Source organism: Streptomyces sp. NPDC059247 (assembly GCF_042754005.1).
Lineage (GTDB): Bacteria > Actinomycetota > Actinomycetes > Streptomycetales > Streptomycetaceae > Streptomyces.
Genome location: NZ_JBHYZW010000027.1, coordinates 1 through 18,604, shown reverse-complemented (window position 1 = coordinate 18,604; position 18,604 = coordinate 1). Strand labels below are relative to the sequence as shown.

The following is an 18,604-nucleotide window of genomic DNA, read 5'->3' as shown; positions in this document are numbered from 1 at the left end:
GCGCAAGTAATCGAAAAAGCAACCGAAGAAACAAAAGCGGGAAACAGCAGAAGAGCTTTCTCGCGGCTCCACCCAATAAAAAAGGCAATTCCAGACCGCGCATCCGAGGAGCAACTGTGTCTCTTTCGTACCCCGCAGGCCCGGCCGACTCCGGCGTCGAGGACTCCTCGTCCGCCGCGCGGCAGACCGCGCCCCAGCCGTTCGACCCGCAGGACTGGAAGTCCGTCCGCGCACAGTTCCTCCTCTCGCCGGATCTCGCCCATCTCTCCAATTTCTATCTGGCCTCGAACCCGACCCCTGTCCGTGACGCCATCACGAACTACCGGCGGGCGTTCGACGAGAATCCGCACAGCTTCCTCGACGACAACATGTTCGGCCGTGACGAGGACAAACTGTGGCGTGCGGTGTGCGCCGAAGCCGCCGAATACGTCGGCGGACAGCCCCACGAGATCGCCCTCACCAGCAGCACCACCATGGGTCTCGCACTGACCTACAACGGCCTGCGGCTGAAGCCGGGGCAGGAGGTGCTGACCACCACGCACGAGTTCTATCCGCACCACGAGTCGATCCGCCTCGCCACGGAGAAGTGGGGCGCGTCGATGCGCGCCATCTCGCTCTACGAGTCCTCGCGCGACTTCTCCACCGACGAGGCCATCGCCCGCATCCGCGCCGCCGTGCGCCCCCACACCCGGGTGTTCGGCGTCGCCTGGGTCCACTCCAACACCGGTGTGCGGCTGCCGATGGCCAGGGTCGCGGACGCCATCGCGGACCTGAACCGGGACCGCGCCGAGGAGGACCGCATCCTGCTGGTGGTCGACGGCGTGCACGGCTTCGGCGTCGCGGACGAGGACGTCGCGGGCATGGGCGTCGACTTCTTCTCCGCGGGCACCCACAAGTGGATCCTCGGACCGCGCGGTACGGGAATCATGTGGGCGAAGGCGGAGAACTGGGCGCTCCTCCAGCCGACGATCCCCAGCCTGATGAGCAAGGAGACGTCCGCCGCCTGGCGGCAGGACCGCCGTCCGTCCGGCCCCACCGAGGCCGCATGGGTCAGTCCGGGCGGATTCTTCTCGTACGAGCACCAGTGGGCCGCCGCCGAGGCGTTCCGTTTCGTCCGGCAGATCGGGCGCAAGCGCATCCAGGACCGGATCGCGGAGCTGAACAGCCAGATCAAGGAAGGTCTGGAGGAGATGGGTCACGTCACGCTGCACACGCCCCTCGACCCCGAGGTGTCCGCGGGCATCGTCACCTTCGACGTGGAGGGCTACGAGCCGCAGGACGTGGCGAGGATCCTCCGCGACAACCGGGTCATCGCCAACAGCACGCCGTACGGAGTTCCCCATGTGCGGCTGTCGGCGGGCATCGTCAACTCCCCGGAGGACATCGAGCTGGCCCTGAGGGTCATCCGGTCCCTGAAGGGCTCCGGGGCCGCGGCCTGAGAGCGGTGCCGGAAACGGGGTGAGAGGTCCCGCACCCCTTCGAGCCGTGCTCGACACCTCGGGAGAGGCCGCCGAGCACGGCTCGCCCGCGTCGGCCGGAGCCTTCCGCCACGGAAGCCGCTCGCCACGGAAGCCGGTCACACCGAAGACCCCGGCCCCGAGCCGCGGACACGGGCTCAGCACGGTCTCCCGGCCCGCCCCCGTTCCCTGTTCTGCGAGCATGGCGCCATGGCAGTCGCATCACCTGATCAGCGTCCGGACGAGGCCGCTCTGGAGTTCCTGCGATCGGCGTTCGCGCCCGAATGGCGGGAACCGGTCCTCGGTTACGACGCCGTCTCGGCGTGGGAAGCCGAGAACGGCGTCGTGCTCCCGGAGCCGTACCGGAGCCTGGTCACGGAGATCACCGACGGGTCCTCGCTCGGGCCGCCGGAGGACGGTGGTCTGCTGCCCCTGGGCCGACCGGCGCCGGGCTGGTCCCACCGGGCCGACCGGAGCCCCGCGAAGCCGTTCCCGCTCCGGGAGACATGGGCCTGGGAAGGCGGTCCCCTCGCCGAGGACCACGACGAGCGCGTCGCCGATGTCTTCGGGCACGGTTCCGTCGTGCTGGGCACGGACGACGGACTCGCCTACTGGGTGCTCGTCGTCACCGGTCCCCAGCGGGGCGGGATCTGGCTCGTCGGTGAGACGGGCGCCTACGCGTATCCGGGTCCGGAGGCGTTCGGCTTCCTGGAGTGGGTCCGGCGCTGGCGACTCGGCGACGGCTGGTGGGACTGACAGCGGCCGGACCGGCGAGATGCCACGGCCGGACCTGACCGCACCGACTGAACGGCCCCTCACGGACGAGCGGTTCGAGGAGTTCGGCTCCTCCCGCCGAGGAAGGGGACCCGGAACCGCCCCGGTGGCCGGGTCGGACGGCCACCGAGGCGACGGGCCGGGAGGGGACTCCGGCCCCGTTCAGACGGGAGGGGAGAGGACTCGGCCCCGTTCAGACGGGAGGGGAGAGGACTCGGCCCCGTTCAGACGAGAGGGGAGAGGACTCCGGCCCCGTTCAGATCCGCCGGGGCGTCACTCGGCGCAGGAACACGGCGGGCACAGGGTGACGCGGACGTCGTCGATGACGGGGCCCATGGCGCCGGGAACCGTGCTGGCGAACCCCAGGGTCGTCGTCGCCGCGTTGGCCACGAACGTCAGCTGCCGCCGTACGTACCCCATGGCGGCGGGCGTCCTGCCGGTGGAGTCGAAGGAGAAGTCCTGGAAGTTCTGCCCGTCGACCAGGACCTTCCCGGTCTTCACCGTGGGCCCGCCCGCCGTGTTGGAGGCCAGCGCGTACGTCACCGTGTACGTCTGCCCCGCGACCGTGGAGAAGGTCTGTGACACCGCGCCCGTCTGGGCGCCGTTGAGGTCCACGGACTGGTCGCCCTCGGCCGCCTGCCAGAACCCGGCGCCGATCAGGTCCACCGACCCGGAGACGACCTTCCACGGGCCGATCGACTGCCCCGCGACGACATTGGTGAACGAGTTCGCCGGAGCCGTGGGGTACTCGAAACTGCCGTCGTCGAAGCGGCTCACGGCAGCCGCCGACGGGGTGGCCGTGACCACGACCGAACCGGCCGCGAGGAGCGCCGTGGTGACCGCGGCGACGAGCGAGGAACGAGAGACTGCCATGACTGCCTCCAGGAGAGGGTGGGTTCTCGTACGACACGGCCAGCGTCACGGCAGACACGGAGCGAGGGGGAGGGCTGGTGCCCAGGCGTGCGGAAGTGCGGGGCGGGGTGCGGGATCATGAACGCGCCGGACGGACTTCCGCGAGCGGGTGCGACGCACGGCATCGAGGACACCGACCGGCGCGGCGACCACGATTCCGACGGTTTCCGGCCACGGCACCCGTACGGTCGGCCTCGGCCGGGCCCGCCACCGGGGCCCGGTTCCGCACGGTCCGGCGCCCGCCCGACACGTACTCAGCAGTCGAACACCGACCAGCAGATGTCGTTCCGCAGCCGCTGGTCGTCGAGGACCAGCTCGCGGATCCCGTCCGGGAGCCGGTCCCGCTGCCACCGGCACTCGGCACGTCCCGCGGCCTCGCTCCCGTCCGCCGGAGCGGCAGCGCGCACGGCCTTGATCGCGTAGGCGGCGGCGCCGAGTTCGTGCGCTGCGACATGCGCGACGACCCCGGCCTGACCTGCGGCGTAAGCCGCGTGCCGGGCCGCGCCCCGCAGATCACGGGCCGCGCCCATGGCGTGGCCGCCCGCCGCGCGGGCCTCCATCATCCTGACCTCGCCACGTGCCCAGGCGCGGGCGCCTTCGATCGCCTGGCGCGGGCGCGGGTCCTCGGGCCGGACCGTCTCGAAGAGATCGAGCACATGCTCCGCGCAAGCCGCCGCCCAGAGCGCGAGGAGGTGGTGCTCCGGATCGGTGAGGGTCCCGCCACGGCGGATCGTCACGAATCGAGGGTCCCTGACCTTCGGAAGGATCATGGCCGGTCTTCCTTTCCGCCGCATCGGCGTGTCGTACGGGCGGCAGCCCGCCCGGCGCGGTGTCGGCCACCGCGCCCGGATCCGCCCGCATCGGTGATCCGGGAGGCTCGGGACCCCTACACCAGGCGTCTCAGCGCGTCCTTGTGCGCCACGTCGAGCGCCAGATCCGCCGTCGTGACGAGGTCCGGCACGACACCGACCCCCTCCCAATTGGTCCCGGTGACGGTGCTGATCGTCCGGGCGGTCGGCACGGTGACGGTGATGTGTTCCGTCACCGGGTGCCGGGCGGTCGGGTGGGCGCCGCCACGGGTCGTCTCGCCGACGAGAACGGCACGGCCGTGCGCCTGGAGCGTGTACGCCACGTCCTCGCCGCCCGAGAAGGTGCGGGCACTGGTCAGTACGTACACCGGGCGGTCGAGATAGCGCGGCGCGGGCAGGTGCGAAGCGGTCCAGTACTGGCGGGTGGCCCCGGTGGAGCGCTCGTAGATGTCGTTGAGGTGCACCTGGTCGTCGGGGAAGAAGTAGCTGCACCACATGGCGGCGCCCTCGGGCGAGCCGCCCCGGCACTCCCGGAGATCGAGGACGAGCGCACGGGTGTGGGCGACCAGTTCCATGGCCGCGCCGATCGCGCGGGCGCCCTCGCCCGCGTCGGCGATCCGCCGGACGTCGAGAAGGCCGACGTTGCCCTCGAGGTGCTCGAAGCGGTGGACGCCCTGGTTCTCGGCCCGCAGGGTGGCGAGGAAGGCCGCCCGGCCCCCGTCCTCGTCCACCGGGTCCGTGGACTGCGGCTCGTCCCGCCAGAGCAGGCGCAGATGCTTGTCCGGGCAGACCTCCTGGAGGTGTCCGGTCACGGCTTCGCAGAGCGCGGGCCCGCTCAGCGCGTCGTACGCCCCGGTGGCGAGGCGATCACGGATCGCGCCGTCGATCTCCGTCGCGCGCCGGGGGAAGACGTATCCGGCCGTGATCCGGTCCAGGGCGAGGCTGACTGTCTCTGCGTTGGTGGGCATGGTCGGTGAGCGTAGGCTCCCGGCGGCGACGGGCGCTCGGATTAATCCATGGACCGCTTAATCCATGGACCGCCCGGTTCATGGACCGTTCGACACCTTTGACGACCCTCTGTCGTCACGGGTCCGTGTGAGCGGCGGGGACGACCCCGCGCGGGGAGGGGGCGAAGACGCGACCGGTGAGGGCGAGGACGACGATCGGTCGAAGAGGCCGAGGACCGCTCGCCGTCCGGTCTGCCCGGTGTGGCGCGGCCCGCGCTGACCGGAGGAAAGCCGCCCCCCGGAGCGCGCTGCGGATGCTGCCCGTGGGCAGTACGGCGTCGGCGCGCAGATCACCCGCCGAGGTGCGCACGGCCAGGGCTTCCCGCGCGTCGCCCACACCGGTCACCGACACGCCCAGGCGCAGGGCGTCGACCGGAAGCGAGGACGCGAGGGCGCCGACGGGGGAAAGGCGCGGCGCGCGGCAGAACCGTAGCGGACGGACAGCCTGCCACTGCCACCGCCGGTCCTGCTCGGCTCGGCTCGGCCAGGCACCGCCGGGCGGGCGCAGCCCGATGAGGCCAGGCAGGTGTCACCCGCCCCCGGCCCGGGCCTCGGGCCGATCGGATCCGGTCCGGCGCGCGCAACGCGTTCGGAGCGAGCGCGATGCCTGCGCCGACACCCGTGGGCGCGGGGCCCGTCCGTGGACGGTGACGCACCGTCCAAGGCCAGCGCGGCCCAGGACGCCCTCTTGCCAGCCGCACAGGATGTTTCGACAATGAGCATGACAAAAAGAGGATCTCTCGTCGCGTCTTCGGCAGAGAGAACAAGAGGGGACCCCCCACATGAAGAAGCCTTTCGTCGGCATCCTGCTCGGACTGTCCCTGGCGGGAATGTCCGCCGCCCCGGCCCTGGCCTCCGCACCCCAGGACGCGCCCGCCAAGGCGATGGCGCCCACCGCCGTCGACTTCGCCGGCACGGTCGCGCTCAGCAACTGTTCGGGATCCGTCGTCCGCGCGCCCAGCTCCCTGCCGACCGACCCCGCGCTCGTCCTCTCCAACGGGCACTGCCTGGAGACCGGTATGCCCACCGCCGGACAGGTCATCAAGGACCGGGCGTCCAGCCGTACCTTCTCCCTGCTCAACTCGGCCGCCACGAAGGTCGGCACGCTCCAGGCCAACCGGATCGCGTACGCCACGATGACCGACACCGACATATCGATCTACCGGCTGACCAAGACGTACCAGCAGATCCAGAGCCAGTACGGGATCAGCGCGCTCACCCTCGACGACGTCCGCCCGACACAGGGTTCGGCGATCACGGTGGTCTCCGGATACTGGAAGCGCACCTACAGCTGCAACGTCGACGGGTTCGCCTACCGCCTCAAGGAGGGCGAGTGGACCTGGAAGGACTCGGTCCGCTACACCTCGTCCTGCAACACCATCGGCGGCACCTCCGGCTCGCCGGTGATCGACACCACCACCGGCAAGGTGGTCGCCGTGAACAACACCGGGAACGAGAGCGGCGGAAGCTGCACCTTGAACAACCCGTGCGAGGTCGACCAGAACGGTGCCGTCACGGTCCGTCAGGGCATCAACTACGCCCAGCACACCTACACGATCGTCCCGTGCATCGCCCCCGGGAACGTCATCGACCTGAACCGCGCGGGCTGCGCACTGCCCAAGCCGTAACCTCCACCCGGCCGCCGCGTCCGGTCGGGGTCCTCCAGGGACCCCGGCCGTGCCGTCCGCCGGACCCCGTGCGCACCACCGCCCCGCGCGAGACGCGGCCCGGCCGGACCGGGACGCGACCGTGAGGCCGCGCACCCGCCGCGACAGCGGCAAGGGGTCCGGCGGAACGGGCTCAGCGCAGAGGGGCCAGCAGGCGGGGCAGTTCGGCGGTCTGGTTCTGGGAGCCCGGCCGCAGCCCCGAGGTGGAGTTCGCCCACCGCATCGTGACCACCGGCGCGGAACCCTCTCCGACCTCGACGCGTGCTCCGGCGAACCGTTTCCCGGCGGCCGTCTCGGGCCGCAGAGCGGCGGCGACCGCACGGGCCGCCTCGGCCGACCGGGTCACGGCGCACAGCCGTTCCGTCGAGGTGCCGTCGGCCCCCGCGCGGGCACCGATGGCGAAGAGCGTCAGCCCGGACAACTGCCCCCGGCGGTCCTTGCCGTAGAACGTCGCGTGGTAGGCGTCCTCACCGATGCAGTCCGCGACCGCCCGGTAGGCCGGGTCCGTCGCGACCGACGCCCCGGGGCCGGTCAGCGGCGGCAGCGCGGTGTTCCGGGCGGAGGACGAGGAACGGACCGACGAGGACACGGAGACCCGAGCGCCGTCCTGGGTGAGCAGCGGCGCCCCGTCGCTCTTCGTCTCGGTCCAGCCCCGCTGCCTCATCGCCCCCGTGACGGCGGCGACGTCGAAACGGCCGGTCAGGCGGGCGGCGTCCGATCCGATCTGCACGGAGGTGTCGACCGTCGTCTCGTCGAAGCCGAGCGCGACGCGCGCCGGTTCCTCCTCGTAGCGGGCCTGCGCCACCTCGGGGATGCCGAACCCGGACAGCGCCCCGTACAACTGCTCGTCCTGCCGGGTCAGGCGCATCACCTCGGGGACGTTCCAGTACGTGAGGGTCTGACCGCCCTGGTCCTGTGGGATGCCGCCGAGCCCGATGGAGAGCCCGCTGCCGCCCTTCGCGTCGGAGTCGCCCCCACAGGCCCCCGCGACCGCCACCAGAGCCGCCACCACCACAGCCGCCGAGACCGTGCGCCCTGCCCGGCGCCTGTTCGTGCTCATTCTGATCCCCTCCCGAACGCTGGGGTGTCCCAGCCGTGCTCCGGACAGTCTTCCAGCCCGTCCGGCCGACCGGCCAGCAAGGCCCCGGATCCGGCACCTCCGCCCGCCTTCGCGGTCATCCGCGCGCCGTGCGGGGCCCGCCTCATGCCCTGCGCCATGGCCGGTGTCGCATGGAGGTCCCACTGGTTCCGCACGATCAGCGTGTTGACGTCGCTTCACCTGCGGTGGCGGGTTCTCTCCGCGTGGACTTCCAGAACGCACCGCTGGATGGTGGCCCCAGGTCACCGGCGGCGGATACGCGGCCCGGCCCCGGATCGCGTCCCGGATCGAGTCCGGGCGGCACCGCTCGGGGCGGCGCGGCCAGCCACGGGCGCCGCCGCAGAGTCTTCCCCGCGTCGGCGGGCCCGTCCGGGGTCGCGGGCCGGGCATCTGGGCGGCGTCGGTCTCTTCCTCACCGAGCCAGGCGAGGCTGAACCGCTTGCCCCGCAGTCGAAAGATCCCCCTGACCAGTCGTCGCGCTCCAGGACAGGTCGGCCTGGAGCGCAGAAGGCCTGATCACGCCATGTCCGTGTCCCACCCGATGGCCTTGAGGCGGTTCTTCAGCCGGTAGCTGGGCCGTCGGCGGAGACCACTTCGCCGTGCAGGACCACCGCCGACCACCTTCCGCCGCCTCGCACCGACCGTCGCCCACGCCGACGCGGGCATCCAGGAGACACAGGTGCTCACGGCCACCTCGTACGAGCAGAGCGTCGGCAAGGCCACCCGGGAGGCGGGGAACACCGCCCGGCGGCGCGCGCTGATCAGCGGACACACCAACGAACAGTGCGGGGTGCCCTACGCCCGCTCCTCCCGCGCCGGATACGGCGGGTGGAACGGCTACGCCGCGCTCAGGTGCACCCGCTGACGAGCTGACCCACCGACACCGTCCGTTCCGGGTTCCGCACGGTCACGGTGACAGGACCCCGCCCCGTCGTCCCGGACCGGGCGGGGTCCCGTCACCTCCGGCCCGAGACGGGCACGACCGCCCTCAGCCGAAGAGCCGCTCGCCGAGCGTTCCGCTCTCCGGCGCCCCGGGCAGGACGTACGCGACGGCCGACGCCCGGTGTTCGAGGAAGGGGTTCAGGGCGTCGCGCGCGGTCAGCCGTTCCTGGACGCGGGTGAACTGGTGCGGATCGCGCATGAAGGCACAGAAGAGCAGCCCGCGATCGGTCGGACCGTCGTCGTAGCTGTAGCTCCGGCGGAACATGCGCGCGCCGCCGTCGAAGCGGGGGCTGGCGAGACGCACATGGGCGGTGGCGGGGATGACGTAGGAACCGTTCGGATTCTTGGCGTAGATGTCGGGCTCCTCGTGTTCCGCCGTGCCGCCGAGCGGGGCTCCGTCACGCGTACGGCGTCCCATCGCCCGGTCGCGGTCACCCTCGGGAAGGGCCGCGAAGCCCGCGACGTCCATGTGGATCCTGCGGTAGACGAGGACGGTGCCGTTCCGATGGGGTCCGGGCGGGCCCCAGACCCAGCGGTCGGCCGCCGCCCGGTCGGGGTTGGCGGTGCCGTCCTTGGAACCGAACAGGTTCCGGGGGGTGCTGCCCGGCGCCGTGCGGGGCAGGAAGCCGGACTGCGTCCACCGGGTCGTGGCACCGGCGGAGTTCGCGGCGGCGCCGACGAGTTCCGCCGCGACGGTCAGGCTCCAGCGGTCGGCCGCGCACAACTGCACCAGGACGTCGCCGTCACCGCGGCGCGGGTCGAGACGGTCGTCGGGGAAGGGCGGCAGCGCGGCCAGCGGCGGGGGGACACGGAGGCGCAGGCGCGCGGCGAGCGCCGGGCCGATCCCGACCAGGGAACTCAGCCGGGTCGTGCCGCCGTCCTGGAGCCGGGCGTCCGGCGGGGCGGCGGACGCCGTCGCGGCGAGGGAGCGGGTCAGCGCACCGAGGACGCCACGCAGGGTGTCGCGGTCCGCGACGGCGGAGGTCCGGGGAAGGTCGAAGGCGACGAACTGCGTGGCCGGCTGCTGAGGCGCCGTGACGCCCGCCTGCCGAGCGCCGTGGAAGGGGATCGGAGCGGCGGGCGCGTCGTCGGAAGCCCGGACGTCCGCACCGGCACTTCCCACCAGTTCGCCGGTGGCCGCGCCGAGCCCGGCGGCGAGGACCGCCCCACCGGCGAGCAACGCCCTGCGCCGTCCCACCCCGCCCCCCGAGGCATGGGCCGAATTCTGCTCTAATCCCTGTTCGGTGGGCATACGCCTATTGGAGACGATAGAACAACGTCCATGCAAATCCTGTCCTCACAAGGTCTGTTGACGCGTTCGAACGGTTCGGTGGCGAGGTCGCGGGCGGTGCGGAGACTGTGGGCACCGGCCGTCGCGATCGCGCTGGCGGTCACCGCCTGCTCGGGCCCGGGGACCCCGGCCCCGGACGCGCGACACCCCGCGGGGAGCGTGCTGCGCGTGCCACGGGACTACCCCACCGTGCAGGAGGCGGCCGACGCCGCTCGTGAGGGCGAGACGGTGCTGATCGCCCCGGGCACCTACCGGGAGAGCGTGCGCGTCACCCGGCCCCGGGTGGTGCTGCGCGGGACGGACCGCGACAAGGTGGTCCTCGACGGCGGCGTACGGCTGGCCAACGGCATCACCGTGACGGGCGCGGGCTCCGTCGTCGAGAACCTCACCGTGCGCCGCTACCTCGCCAACGGCGTACTGTTCACGGGCGTCACGGACGAGCGGCTGCAACAGCGTGGCGCGGGCGGGTCCGCGTACGACCCGCTGGACACCGAGCGCTTCCCCCCGCTGCGGGGCTTCCGCGCGACCGCGGTGACGGCCTACAACAACGGCCTCTACGGCATCTACGCCTTCGACGCGCGGGACGGCGTGATCGAGGACTCGTACGCCTCCGGGCACGCCGACTCCGGCATCTACGTGGGCCAGTGCAAGCCCTGCCACACCGTCGTCCGGGGCAACACGGTGGAACGCAACGCCGTCGGAGTCGAACTGACCAACGCCTCCGACCGGCTGTTCGTGCTGGGCAACCGTGTCGTCCGCAACCGGGTCGGCATCACGGTCAACTCCAATGACCTGGAGGCACTCGCCCCACAGCGCGGTGCCGTGATCGCGGGCAACGCGGTCGTGGACAACAACGCGGCCGACACGCCCGAACAAGCGGACGGGGGGTTCGGGATCGGCATCGGCATCGGCGGTGGCACCGGGAACCGGGTCCAGCGCAATCTGGTCTCGGGCAACCGGGCGGCCGGACTGCTGGTGACCGATCCGCCGGGGCACCCCGCACGCGGAAACCGGATCGAGGGCAACCGGGCCACCGGCAACGGCACCGACCTCGTCCTGGCATCGGCCGACCCCGGGAACTGCTTCGCGGGCAACCGGCCCGGCACCCAGAGCCCGGACGGCCTGGAGTCGCTCGCGGGCTGCGCCACCCGCCGCCACGGGGCACCGCCCGCGGGCCGTACGACTTCCGTGCAGGCACCGCCCGGCATCCCCTTCAGCCAGGTACCGGCCCCGCCCGCCCAGCGGTCCCTGCCCGACTCGGCTGCCCCGGGCCGTCCCGCGACCGGTCTGCCCGGGACCGTCATCCCGGCCGACTACCCGCTCCCGGAGAACGCCGAAGCCGTACCGCGCCCCCGCTGAGCAACCACCCTGGCCGGTCTCCGCCCAAGGCCTTCTCCAGCCGCTCTCCCCAGCCCCTCCCTGGCCGCCCGCACCCGTCGTCGGCGCGGGCCCGCTTGCGCCGATCCCGCCCGGCGGTTCCGATGGCCCCCTCCGGCCCGGAGAAGCCACCGGGCCGGAAGAGCGGACCAGCCTTCCGGCCCGGGAGGAGCAGGCGGGCCGGGGGAGCGGATCAGCGGGTGGCCCAAGGGGCCTCGGGGAGCCTGGCGCGACCGTCATGCCCCAGGAAATCCAGGGTGGTCGGGACGCCGAGCCCCGGCATCCGCATCGTCACCCGCCGCAGACCGCCGTCGCCGTCGACCCAGTACGTCAGCGGCGACCGTCCGCCCTCGGGCCCCCGGCCCGGCTCGGCACCCCGGGCGCGCGGCCCCGCGAACCGGTCGTAGTCACGGCCGTCGACCCGGTCGCGCGCCAGCCAGCGCGCCCCGGACTGCGCCAGCAGCAGCGGGTTGTCGGGGCGGTCCGCGCCGAGACCGATCAGCAACTGGAGCCCGGCGTCCAGGGGATCGGACGTGTAGGAGCGCGAGGACCAGCCGGAGCGCGGGATGCGCTCGGCCTGCTCCCAGAAGGGGCTGCCGTCGTCCTGGTGCGCGGGGGCCAGACCCAGGCCACCCGCGTCCCAGACGATCAGCCCCTGGTCGAGCCGCTCCGGAGACGGCCCATGGACCCCCGGTCGCGGAGAGGCCCCCGAGGCGCCGCCGACCTGGTACAGGCCCACGGCCCTGTGATTGCGGTAGTCCACGACCCCCCGCACCCGCACCACGACGTCTCCGCCCTCGGCGGCCGTCAGCCGCACGGCCACGGGACTGGCCTGGTAGAGCCCCAGCCGCGACAGCGCCAGCCTGGACGCCTCCTCCGTCGTCACCGGCCGGTCCGTGACCGTGTCGGCGGAGAAGGCGCGCCAGGCCACCAGTCCGCCGATCACGACACCACAGGCCGTGAGCCCGATGAGCGTCCTCAGCCAGAAGCCGCGACGCGGCGCACGGCCCCCGGTCCGTCTCTTCCCTCTCTCCACTCGCTCGCTTCCTCTCCTCGGTCGCACGGTCCATCGCGACAGGCGACAGGAGGGCGGGTGCACGGACCAGAGGACCGTGCACCCGCCCGGACCGGACCGGATTCACCGGTTCCGGCAGACCCGCCAAGGGGTCAGGTCCGCTCGTCCCCGCGCCTGCGGCGCATCGTCAGGACCAGCGCCGCGCCGAGCGCGACGAGCGCGCCACAGCCCGCCGCCAGCGGCCCCGCCAGACCGGTGCCGGTGGCCGCGAGACCACCCGGACCGGACGTGTGGCCCGGCGAACCCGGCGCTCCCGGCTCTCCGGGTTCGCCAGGGGCACCCGGAGCCCCGGGGGTTCCCGGCGCCGGCGCGGTCGGCTTCGACGTCGGTGTCGGCTTGGGCGTCGGCTTGTGGGCCCGCTTGTTGACCGCCGTCACCGAGACCCCGTCGTCGAGGTTCTCGGAGGTGAGCACCAGCGGACCGAACACCGGGTTCTGCGGAAGGGCGTACCCGTCCGGCGCCTTGACCTCCTGCCAGTAGTACGTGCCCGGCGTGCCGCTCCCGGCGCAGCGCCCGTTGCTCCGGGTCACACAGGGGTCACCGACCCGGGTGTCCGGCGTCGCCCCGGACATCTGAAGGCCCTCCGTCCCGTTGGTGTCCTTCCACAGCTGGAACGTGGCCTTGGCCAGGGGCTTGCCACCTTGGTCGTGCTTGACCAGGCGCAGCGCGCCTTCTTGCTGCCGGAAGCCGAAGTCGTACGTGTGGTCGTTCTGCCCCGGCCCACCGGTCGTCAGTGCCCGTTCGGGGTAGGTGCCCCCGCGCGGGACGACGCCCTTGGAGTCGATGAAGCGGTTGTCGCCGACGTCCGCCTTGGTGGGCACCCATTGATACAGCGGCCCGCCCTTGGCGTAGTCGGCCGGGTTGCCGAGGCGGATGGTGTACTTGGTCTTCGGCTGGAGACCACCGGTGACATTGGAGTCGTCGAAGTAGTACTCGCCGCGCGCCGTCGTCACCGCCGTCCCCACGAGCTTGCCCGTCCCGTCGTACAGGTTGACGGTCGCGCCCGCGACCGGGCGCTGCCCCGGTTTCTGGAGGCCCGACCGCTCGGGGTCGTACCAGACCCGGTTGCCGATCTGGAGCGGTGCCCGGTCGCAGAGCACCTCCAGATCGCCCATCGAGGCGCCCTTGCCGAACGGGGCCGGGGTCCCGGCCGGGTTCAGGCGCAGCCCGGACTTGGGGTCCTGGCTGCCGTCCCGCTTGTTGAAGGTGGTGCCGTACCCGAAGGCCGTGCTGTTGGGGTCGAAGCCCGAGGTGGCGATGGTGTCCTCGACCCGGGAGAACGCCAGCCCCGCGAAGGAGGCGTTGTGGTGGGCACCCATCCGGCTGGTGTCGAAGAAGCGGGTGCCCCGGGGGGACCGGCCACAGCCGTTGTTGGTGTCCAGCACGTACGTGCCGTCCGCCAGGCACGCCTTGTTCAGGTCGCCTCCGGACAGGACGGTGCCGACCGAGCCCGGCGTCGGGCCTGCGGGAGCCCGGTCGCCGAAGCGGTCGCGGAAGGCCACCAGCATCGAGCCGTCCGTCTCGAAGTCGACCTCGCCCACCTGGGGTTCGGGCTGCGCGATGTAGGTCGCGCAGGCCTGGCCGTTCTGGGAGGTCGGGAACGTGTTCGTCCAGGGGAACCAGCCCGCCCCGTCGCACGGGGGAGCGCCGACCGTGGACTGACGCGGATAGTCCAGCGGCTGGTCCAGGACCGGCCGCTGGAACGCGCCGGTGCCGAGGTCGAACGGAAGGACCACGGCCCGCAGGTCCGAGGCCTTCCCGGTGGACTCGCCGGAGCACACCCCGCCGACGTAGCCGACACCATCGTGCAGACCGAGGCCGAACGGCCGCCAGTCCGCCGCCGAGGGGCAGCCCGGATCGGGGATGGGCGTGGCGGTCTCGGGCGCCGAAGCGGTCGCCGCCGTGGCGTCGTACCGGTAGAGCTTGCGGTCGTTGAGGTTGACGACGAACAGGTACCGGCCGTCGTCGGTGATCTTGAGTCCGCCCAGGCTCTCCTTCCCCGGCACGCCGAGGAAGGCGTCGTCGGTGTCCGGGCCGTGCGCGGTCGTCCCCGCGTCGGGCACGACGGCGAACAGCGCGGTCTTCTTCGACGCCAGGTCGGTCACGTAGATTCCCCCGGCGCCGCCCGGACCGTAGTCCGTGGTGCGTTTGGCGACGGCCGAGGAGAACACCCGCTTGTCCGCCTTGTTCCACGCGATGCCGTAGAGGGTCCCCGTCTCGGCGTTGGTGGCGACGTTCGTGACGTTGACGTCGACGCCGTCCTGTCCGCGGGCCGAGTAGGGGAAGGAGACCAGGGTGCGCTGTGTCGCGCCCTCGCGGGTCGCCGGCTGGCAGGTCGTCACCAGGGGCGCGTTCTTCTGGCAGTAGTCGCCGGGGTTCCACAGCCCGGTGGTGTACGCCGCGTTCTTGCCGCCGGAGAGGTCGACGAACTCCTCGTTGCTGCTCAGCTGGGTCGGCGCGCCGTCCAGCCCTTGACGGGAGGCGAAGGCCGGGTGCAGCACACCCGGTTTCGGGTTGATCACCTGGACGCGGTACTTGCCGTCGGTGCTCCCGCCCTGTGCGGGAGTCAGGGTCACGGTGCCGTCGGCCGCCGTGACCCCCTCGACACCCGCTCCGGTGTCCCCTGTGAGGGTGACCCGGACACCGGCCATGCCCGGCTCCAGGGCTGGTGTCCACGTTCCGCTGTCGTCCACGGCCCGGACCACCCGGACCGTCACCGAACCTGTCTCCGCCTGCGAGTACGCGGCGGGCGCCATGGCTAACGAACTACTGCCGATTCCCAAGGCGAGCACGCCCAGACAGCCGACGATACGGCGGCCCAGTGGACCCGACGGCATGTCGTGCGGGTCGGGTGTGGCTCTCTTGGCGGCGTCATGTGTGAAGGTCATCCCCTGCTCTCAGCGTTGGAAGGGGCTTTCGCCCGGCTCGTGAGGGAGTACACAGAGATGCGGAGAACCGCTCGCTGAAAAGCTTAGAGGGCCTTTATGTGAAGTGGCCATGGAATGGCGAAGTCTTTCTGCGGAGCCCGTTCATGGATCATTGTTTTCCCAGGTCAAGGCCAGAAAAGCGATTTCGGAGAGAGGGCCCTTCAAGTGATCGACCTCGCGTCAATATAAAACTAGGCCACCCCCGATAGGGTGATATCAAGATGTTTTCCTTGTGTCTCTCGATAATTGTGCTAGAGGTGAGGCGTGTGGGTTTCTTGGCTTTTGGCGTGAAAAAGGCGACGACCGCGACCGCGGTGTCGCCCGCCGGACACCGCGGTCGCGGTCGTCGCCTCACCGCTCGGATGTGTTCCCCCTCCGGAGTCGATGGCCGCACTCGGGGATGTGATGCCCCCTCGACCCGCTCCCGTGGCGGACGTACGCCGTCCCGGCCCACTGGCCTTCCAGGGCGAGGAACACCTCGCTGAGTCACCTGTGCGCGGGTCCCGCCGATGTGGCCTCCCCGGGGCCTTGGAGGCGTGCGACCGAGTCGTACGTGTCCGCCAACGAGCTCCACGCGTGTGTGGCACGGGCAAGGACCCGGATGACGTCCCGTGCCTCGAAGGGTCCACGGAAGCGGGTGCCGGGGCCCGGCCCGGCGGGGGCGGATGGACGTCGGCGCAGCCGCCGTCGACGGATGGTGTCGGCGCAGTCCGCGCCGGACCGGCGCGGCCTCCGCCGGCCCCGGTCCGCCGCGCCGCCGCCTCTGCCGGCCAGATCCGCCGCGACATCTCCGGTGACCGTCAACACAGTTGCGCATAGCGGGAGTTGGCTCCAAGTCGTGTGGATGCGAACAATGAGCAACCGACATTTCTCCCGACCGAGGGGACGACCAGTGCCGCACATCCGGATCTCCAACGACCTGCCCGGCATCAGGGGCCTGATGACCCACCGCCCCGACACGGCCGTCCCGCTCAACGCCCTCGCCGACGCCCTGCTGCGCGGCGACTCGCCCCTGTCCAGGGGCGAACGCGAACTGATCGCCGCGTATGTGTCGGAGCTGAACGCCACTCCTTTCTGCGCCGACACCCACGGCGCGGCGGCTGCGGCCCAACTCGACGGCGGAGCGGACCTGGTCAAGGCCGTCCAGCACGACGCCGAGACCGCCCGGGTCACCCCGCTACTGGGTTCTCTCCTCCGGATCGCCGCCGAGGTCCAGGTGGCGGCCACGCCCGTACGCGAGGAGACGGTCGCCGCCGCCCGCGCCGAGGGCGCCACCGACACCCACATCCACGACACCGTCCTCATCGCCGCCGCCTTCTCCATGTACAACCGTTACGTCAGTGGCCTGGCCACCGCACTGCCCGCCGAGCCCGCCTACTACGAGGAGGCGGGCCGACGGATCACCGCCCACGGCTACACCGCCTCCTTATGAAGGGGAGACGGCCACCATGCCCGCGCACTCCCCGAAGAAGGCCCACCGAAGAGCGGTCACCGCCACTGTCGTCGGCAACTTCATCGAGTCCTTCGACTGGCTCGCCTACGGACTCTTCGCGCCCCTGTTCGCCGCCCAGTTCTTCCCCTCCCACGATCCCCTCACCTCGCTCCTCGGCGTCCTCGCCGTACTGGGCGCAGGCGTCCTCATGCGCCCCCTCGGCGGCATCCTCCTGGGCCGCTACGCCGACCGGCGCGGGCGCCGTCCCGCCCTCCTGCTGGCCGTCTCCCTCATGGCGGGCGGCTCCCTGCTGATCGGTGCGACCCCCGGCCACGCGCAGATCGGGCTGTTCGCTCCGGTCCTCCTGCTGCTGGCGCGCATGGCCCAGGGCCTCTCCCACGGCGGTGAATGGCCCACCGCGACCACCTATCTGATGGAGGTCGCCCCCGAGAAGCGCAAAGCCACCTACGGCAGCCTGTTCTCCCTGACCACCTGCGCCGGCGCCTTCACCGCCTCGCTCCTCGGCGGCGGTCTGACCGCCCTTCTCGGCCCGGCCGCGATGAACGCCTGGGGCTGGCGCGTACCGTTCCTGATCGGAGGCGTCCTCGGCCTGGCCCTGCTGGTCCTGCGCACCCGCCTGGCCGAGACCGAGGTCTTCCAGCGGGAGGTCCGCGCCCGCCGTGACCGAGGCTCCCTGCGACAGATCCTCGGCGCCCACCGGCGCGGTGTCCTGCTGGCCGTCCTGTTCGTCGCGGGCAGCGCGGCGGTCGGCGGCACCTGGACCTCCGTCGTTCCCGCCCTGGGAAGCCGACTCGCCCCGCCTGGCACGATGTTCTGGGCGGTGATGACGGCCACCGCCACCATGCTGCTGCTCAACGTCCCGATCGGCCTGCTCGCCGACCGGATCGGCGCCGTCCGCCTGCTGCTCGCGGCCGGGGCCCTCTTCGCCGTCACGGGATCCGTCTCGTACCTGACCATGACCGGTACGTTCGCCAGCCTGCTGTTCACCTACGGCTCTGGCGTCGTCTACCTCGTGTGCGTCACGACCGTCCTGCCCGGACTGCTCACGGACCTCTTCCCACCGGAGGTCCGCGCCCTGGGCGTGGGCCTGCCCCACGCGGTCACCGGGGCCGCCCTGGGCGGCGCGGGCCCCGCCCTCGCCGCCTACGCCGCCGAGCACGACGCCGACGGCTGGTTCGTCACGGGTGTGATGACCGCGGTCCTCCTGAGCTACCCCGCCGCCCTCCTCGCCGCGCGATCCCCCCACCCCACCACAACGTCACCAGCCCACCCCACCCTCACCTCCGTCCACTGACGTCCCCGGAAGCGTACGAACCCACGGCACCGGACCAGCAGGCGCCTCCATGAGGTCCTGGCAAAGGTGTTGGACGTGTCGGTGGGTGATCGGGGCAGGTGGCGAGGCCCCAGGAAGGCTTCGTGGATGTCATCACGTCGCTCCCACCGGACGCGGAGACGCCGAAAGCCATGAAACCAGGAGATCGTCCGCTCGACCGGTGGACACCGAGGCCGGAGCTGTGCGGGACGCCGCGTCGGGCGATCACCGGTTCGATGCCCTGGGCCCGGACGAGGCGGCGGTACTTGTCGTGGTCGTGGTCGTGGTCGCAGTCGCGGTCGGCCAGCAGCGCGTCCGGTCGTCGCCGTGGTCGGCAGACCAGACCCGCGACGGACGGAATCTTCGCGAGGAGGGGCATCAGCTGGGTGACGTCGTTACGGTTCCCGCTAGGGCCTGTGTGATGTTGTGATCAGTCGGCGACCTTCAGGAGGTCGTCGATCCAGATCATCGCGGCGCGGAGGTGGAGGCCGGCGAGGTAGCT

General features: G+C 71.9%; 14 protein-coding genes and 1 pseudogene. 7 read left to right on the top strand and 8 right to left on the bottom strand.

What is annotated here, in order from left to right; genetic code table 11:
• The first annotated feature begins 116 nt into the window (after positions 1-116).
• Both ACFXGN_RS29790 and ACFXGN_RS29785 read left to right on the top strand, forming a co-directional pair.
• The gene (locus ACFXGN_RS29790) at positions 117-1,439 is read left to right on the top strand and encodes an aminotransferase class V-fold PLP-dependent enzyme (protein ID WP_384865063.1); all 1,323 of its coding nucleotides are present in this window, start codon (positions 117-119) and stop codon (positions 1,437-1,439) included.
• Between the two features lie 228 nt (positions 1,440-1,667).
• Positions 1,668-2,213, top strand: coding sequence for an SMI1/KNR4 family protein (locus ACFXGN_RS29785; RefSeq protein WP_384865062.1), 546 nt, complete (start codon positions 1,668-1,670; stop codon positions 2,211-2,213).
• 291 nt (positions 2,214-2,504) lie between these two features.
• Here ACFXGN_RS29785 and ACFXGN_RS29780 read toward each other — a convergent pair whose 3' ends face one another.
• The 3 genes from ACFXGN_RS29780 to ACFXGN_RS29770 all read right to left on the bottom strand — a co-directional run bounded on the left by ACFXGN_RS29780 (position 2,505) and on the right by ACFXGN_RS29770 (position 4,920).
• Positions 2,505-3,104, bottom strand: coding sequence for a choice-of-anchor C family protein (locus ACFXGN_RS29780; protein ID WP_384865060.1), 600 nt, complete (start codon positions 3,102-3,104; stop codon positions 2,505-2,507).
• A 293-nt stretch (positions 3,105-3,397) separates the two neighbouring features.
• Entirely contained in the window at positions 3,398-3,913 is a 516-nt protein-coding gene (locus tag ACFXGN_RS29775) for a putative immunity protein (protein WP_384865058.1), read from the bottom strand.
• Between the two features lie 116 nt (positions 3,914-4,029).
• Positions 4,030-4,920, bottom strand: coding sequence for a S41 family peptidase (locus ACFXGN_RS29770; protein WP_384865056.1), 891 nt, complete (start codon positions 4,918-4,920; stop codon positions 4,030-4,032).
• An 821-nt stretch (positions 4,921-5,741) separates the two neighbouring features.
• Between ACFXGN_RS29770 and ACFXGN_RS29765 the strand changes: the two genes are divergently transcribed.
• Positions 5,742-6,587 carry a serine protease gene (locus ACFXGN_RS29765; RefSeq protein WP_384865054.1) on the top strand — a complete coding sequence of 282 codons (846 nt, stop codon included), beginning with the start codon at positions 5,742-5,744 and terminating at the stop codon, positions 6,585-6,587.
• Positions 6,588-6,759: 172 nt separating this feature from the next.
• Here the strand turns inward: ACFXGN_RS29765 and ACFXGN_RS29760 are convergent, their stop codons facing one another.
• Positions 6,760-7,686 carry a hypothetical protein gene (locus ACFXGN_RS29760; RefSeq protein WP_384865052.1) on the bottom strand — a complete coding sequence of 309 codons (927 nt, stop codon included), beginning with the start codon at positions 7,684-7,686 and terminating at the stop codon, positions 6,760-6,762.
• Positions 7,687-8,404: 718 nt separating this feature from the next.
• Between ACFXGN_RS29760 and ACFXGN_RS29755 the strand changes: the two genes are divergently transcribed.
• Positions 8,405-8,590: a hypothetical protein gene (locus ACFXGN_RS29755; RefSeq protein ID WP_384865050.1), complete on the top strand. Its 186-nt coding sequence runs from the start codon at positions 8,405-8,407 to the stop codon at positions 8,588-8,590.
• Between the two features lie 123 nt (positions 8,591-8,713).
• On the opposite strand, the gene ACFXGN_RS29750 is transcribed toward ACFXGN_RS29755, so the two are convergent.
• Positions 8,714-9,865, bottom strand: a complete 1,152-nt coding sequence (locus ACFXGN_RS29750; protein ID WP_384865049.1) for a Dyp-type peroxidase — start codon at positions 9,863-9,865, stop codon at positions 8,714-8,716.
• 261 nt (positions 9,866-10,126) lie between these two features.
• On the opposite strand from ACFXGN_RS29750, the gene ACFXGN_RS29745 reads away from it, so the two are divergent.
• Positions 10,127-11,317, top strand: a complete 1,191-nt coding sequence (locus ACFXGN_RS29745; RefSeq protein WP_384865047.1) for a right-handed parallel beta-helix repeat-containing protein — start codon at positions 10,127-10,129, stop codon at positions 11,315-11,317.
• Between the two features lie 211 nt (positions 11,318-11,528).
• Here the strand turns inward: ACFXGN_RS29745 and ACFXGN_RS29740 are convergent, their stop codons facing one another.
• A complete protein-coding gene (locus tag ACFXGN_RS29740) occupies positions 11,529-12,371 on the bottom strand; it encodes a hypothetical protein (protein ID WP_384865045.1) in 843 nt (280 codons plus the stop codon).
• 131 nt (positions 12,372-12,502) lie between these two features.
• Positions 12,503-15,298 carry an SdrD B-like domain-containing protein gene (locus ACFXGN_RS29735; RefSeq protein ID WP_384865044.1) on the bottom strand — a complete coding sequence of 932 codons (2,796 nt, stop codon included), beginning with the start codon at positions 15,296-15,298 and terminating at the stop codon, positions 12,503-12,505.
• A gap of 931 nt (positions 15,299-16,229) precedes the next feature.
• Here ACFXGN_RS29735 and ACFXGN_RS29730 point away from each other — a divergent pair.
• A complete protein-coding gene (locus ACFXGN_RS29730) occupies positions 16,230-16,769 on the top strand; it encodes a carboxymuconolactone decarboxylase family protein (protein ID WP_384865041.1) in 540 nt (179 codons plus the stop codon).
• A gap of 16 nt (positions 16,770-16,785) precedes the next feature.
• The gene (locus ACFXGN_RS29725; protein ID WP_384865040.1) at positions 16,786-18,084 is read left to right on the top strand and encodes an MFS transporter; all 1,299 of its coding nucleotides are present in this window, start codon (positions 16,786-16,788) and stop codon (positions 18,082-18,084) included.
• A 122-nt stretch (positions 18,085-18,206) separates the two neighbouring features.
• On the opposite strand, the pseudogene ACFXGN_RS29720 reads toward ACFXGN_RS29725, so the two are convergent.
• Positions 18,207-18,508, bottom strand: a pseudogene (locus ACFXGN_RS29720) (IS5/IS1182 family transposase); the annotation flags it as partial.
• Positions 18,509-18,604: the final 96 nt, after the last annotated feature.

Bases quoted from the DNA above. Each gene is read 5' to 3' on its own strand.
- ACFXGN_RS29770 (WP_384865056.1), bottom strand. From the start codon at position 4,920: ATGCCCACCAACGCAGAGACAGTCAGCCTCGCCCTGGACCGGATCACG.
- ACFXGN_RS29785 (WP_384865062.1), top strand. From the start codon at position 1,668: ATGGCAGTCGCATCACCTGATCAGCGTCCGGACGAGGCCGCTCTGGAG.
- ACFXGN_RS29765 (WP_384865054.1), top strand. From the start codon at position 5,742: ATGAAGAAGCCTTTCGTCGGCATCCTGCTCGGACTGTCCCTGGCGGGA.
- ACFXGN_RS29735 (WP_384865044.1), bottom strand. From the start codon at position 15,298: ATGACCTTCACACATGACGCCGCCAAGAGAGCCACACCCGACCCGCAC.
- ACFXGN_RS29725 (WP_384865040.1), top strand. From the start codon at position 16,786: ATGCCCGCGCACTCCCCGAAGAAGGCCCACCGAAGAGCGGTCACCGCC.
- ACFXGN_RS29760 (WP_384865052.1), bottom strand. From the start codon at position 7,686: ATGAGCACGAACAGGCGCCGGGCAGGGCGCACGGTCTCGGCGGCTGTG.
- ACFXGN_RS29780 (WP_384865060.1), bottom strand. From the start codon at position 3,104: ATGGCAGTCTCTCGTTCCTCGCTCGTCGCCGCGGTCACCACGGCGCTC.
- ACFXGN_RS29775 (WP_384865058.1), bottom strand. From the start codon at position 3,913: ATGATCCTTCCGAAGGTCAGGGACCCTCGATTCGTGACGATCCGCCGT.